The sequence below is a fragment of the Leptolyngbya sp. FACHB-541 genome (assembly GCF_014695875.1).
GTDB lineage: Bacteria > Cyanobacteriota > Cyanobacteriia > Elainellales > Elainellaceae > JAAUTN01.
Genome location: NZ_JACJPC010000139.1, coordinates 1 through 2,913, shown reverse-complemented (window position 1 = coordinate 2,913; position 2,913 = coordinate 1). Strand labels below are relative to the sequence as shown.

General features: G+C 47.3%; 3 protein-coding genes and 1 pseudogene. 1 reads left to right on the top strand and 3 read right to left on the bottom strand.

Features of this window, described 5'->3' with window-relative positions; translation table 11 throughout:
* Positions 1-2 precede the first annotated feature (2 nt).
* The 3 genes from H6G00_RS30655 to H6G00_RS30645 all read right to left on the bottom strand — a co-directional run bounded on the left by H6G00_RS30655 (position 3) and on the right by H6G00_RS30645 (position 2,114).
* Entirely contained in the window at positions 3-491 is a 489-nt protein-coding gene (locus tag H6G00_RS30655) for a helix-turn-helix domain-containing protein (protein WP_190798059.1), read from the bottom strand.
* Positions 492-645: 154 nt separating this feature from the next.
* A complete protein-coding gene (locus H6G00_RS30650) occupies positions 646-1,581 on the bottom strand; it encodes an AraC family transcriptional regulator (protein ID WP_190799614.1) in 936 nt (311 codons plus the stop codon).
* 80 nt (positions 1,582-1,661) lie between these two features.
* Positions 1,662-2,114, bottom strand: coding sequence for a cupin domain-containing protein (locus H6G00_RS30645; protein ID WP_190799613.1), 453 nt, complete (start codon positions 2,112-2,114; stop codon positions 1,662-1,664).
* Positions 2,115-2,372: 258 nt separating this feature from the next.
* Here H6G00_RS30645 and H6G00_RS35830 point away from each other — a divergent pair.
* Positions 2,373-2,468: pseudogene (locus tag H6G00_RS35830) on the top strand (IS6 family transposase); the annotation flags it as partial.
* Between the last annotated feature and the right edge of the window lie 445 nt (positions 2,469-2,913).

The window sequence follows — 2,913 nt, the reverse complement described above, 5'->3', positions numbered from 1 at the left end:
GCTCAAGTTTTTTTATATGCTTCCATCCGCTCACACGACTGTTCTACACTCACCGGACGAGGAACTTTAGGAGATGCCTGGAGACGGTAGTACACCAGTTTATGCACCGTTTTGTACTTCGCCTCAACCCCCAACTGTGTCTCGAACCAATCACAAATTGCTCCGTAGCCATCAAACCCCTCAGGCTCTTGCAACCGCTTTTTCAGACTCGCTTCTGCCCAGGCTGGAATCGCACGGGGGCGACCGCAGGGTTCCTTTTTCTCCAGCATCTCGCTGAGTCCTCCTGCTCGATAGCGCCGTAACCACTTCTGAACGCTGACCCGGTTGCGTCCAAGCAATTGCGCTGCTTGCTGTACCGTTGCAGCTTGCCTACTTTTGAGCAGATACAGCAGTTGTATCCGTTCTTTGCCTGATGCAGTTTTCTGCTCTCTCAGTAACCCTTTGAGGTCTTCCTCACTCTCACTAATCTCTAGCTTGTATACCCCTGCCATCCTTCGTCTTTGAACCCATCAAAAGCTTTGTACCATCTGTAGCCTTACTTTGAAGAATTGGTATAAGTTCTTTTCCTACTGGTCTAGAGTGTAGCCAGTTCTAATACTCGGTTTCTTGCAGATTCTTACAATGTTTTGTCACATCCTTATGGTTTTAGCGCACCTGCTTGGGTGTTATTCCAGTTAGGCGTTTAAAGTGTCGTGTTAAGTGGCTTTGGTTAGAAAAGCCCACTCGTAAGGCAATGTCTGCGATCGCCAAATCTGTTCTCTTCAACATCACCTTTGCCCGTTCCACTCGCTGTTGGATCACGTACTGGTGCGGCGATATTCCCATAGCTTGTTTGAACAAACTCGCAAAGTAAGTAGGACTAATATTGATCACACCTGCCAGCTCAGCCAGTGACAAACCTCGATTGAGGTGGGTGTGAATATAGTCGATCGCTTGCTGCAATTGGGAGTGAGTTAAACTTCCATTCTCAGACTTGATGATTAGTGCAGACTGAGAATAGTGTCGTAGCAGATGAATTGCTAACACCTGAGATAATGATTCGACATACAATTGACCCATCATGCCGCCTGATTTCAACTCCGCTAAAAGCAGCATGGCGATCTGATGAAGCTGTAAATCTTGCTTACCGAAACACTCCATGAGATCGATTCGCTTTGTATCCATTTCAGATGCTTCAGCGGTTTGCCTAATCATCTCTGGTTTCAAGTGAATGTGCATCGCATAGCAGATGCCTTCGCGCCGACACCAGTACTTCGGTTGCCCGGCAGGAACAAGGATGCTGTCGCCCTTCTGAATGACGGATTCATGCAAGCGATCGTCAGACTTTTGAGTTACAGAGACAGGTGTCCCTAAGGGTAAGACGAGCCAATGATCTGATGGGGCAGGAAATTCAACTTCAAACGAACTTGAAAGATGGTGATACTGCTCAACTGAAATCCCGTTCCAGCCCATTTGCCGACTGGATAACACCGGAGTTGTATGATCAAACCGTTGCCTGAGTTCACCCAATTGAGGAAGATTTCCTGTCAGTGGATGTCTTGTTCCCCAATCCTGATCATAAAATTGCGTGCTGTCTCTCATTGTCATCTTACTCAGTTCGATCAACAGCCCAAACCTGTTGGCACTAGAGCGATCGCAAAAATTTGCAGTATGGTTTGCCTTTATCCTTTGGAAGTTGGATCGTAGAGAACAACGTTCTCTTGCTCGTTTGGGTCATTTCGAGCAACAAGCGCGTGAGCGGGTTCGGTGTCACTCAAGTTGTAAGGCTGATGTGGAACACCTAGAGGAATAAAGATGAAATCTCCCGCTTCGTTAATCACTGATTGTTTGAGTCCTTCACCGTAACGAGTCTCTACACGCCCTTTGATGAGATAAATTGCAGTTTCATAGTCGCGGTGAAAGTGTGGTTCAGCAGTTCCACCCGCAGGAATGATCACGAGGTTCATTGAAACTCCCTTTGCACCAGCCGTGCTTTTAGAGATCCCTACGAAATAGGGCAGGCGCTGACGAGTTAGCGTTTCAACGTCAGGGCGCACGGTAACGATCGCACTTAGTGTCTGATCGGGTGATTTAGAGATATCAGAATGCTCAGAAAATGAATGTTGTACTGTCATAAACCACCTCTTCTAGGAGTCAAAACTTAAAGCCTGGGCGCGTTGTTTTTGCTCAATCGCAACTCCTGCAAAGAACAGATGTGTTCATTCAGTTTAATCTGTTCGCTTCAGCTCTGCAAAAACCTCTTTTGCCACCACCAACGCATTGAGAGCGGCTGGAAATCCGGCATACACAGCCCTAAACTTTGCCTTCTCCTCCCATGTCTCCTTCCTCTTTGTTCAAGTGGCGGCATTTCTTGCCCCAAATCATCCTGTTCAAAGGATCACCGTCATATTAAACGAACCGTAAAACCGATAATGGGATTTAAGTCGTTTAATAATGCCAGAAGAACATTGAGCGGCATTGAAGCGATGAAGAGGGTCGCATGGGCGAAACTTATCGGTATCACGGACACCACCGTCCTACATCCTGGATCGCAATCAAAACTTCCGCCACTGCTGCCCGATCTCCCAAGGCATTAGATAACCGAATTTAGCGCCAATATATCAGGCAGAAAGTCCCGACGAGATTGGAAAGATAACGAGTGGAGTATTTTTTGCCAAAGGGGAAAAAGTTTGCCCGTTTGCATCTTTGACATCTCGGACGCTAGGGCAATCAAAGCTGAAGCACGCTCGCCGCGATCGCGCTCAAACCGAACATCCATAGCAATGGCGAGTGCTTCTGGTAACAAATCAGGTGCCCCCTTTGTGACAATATGAGTGAGACACCTGACCGCTCACAAATTACTGTCTAGTTCAGGTGAACTCTTATGGTCATGCCCTCTTCTAATAACAACGGTTCTCAAGCATCGGGTGTACC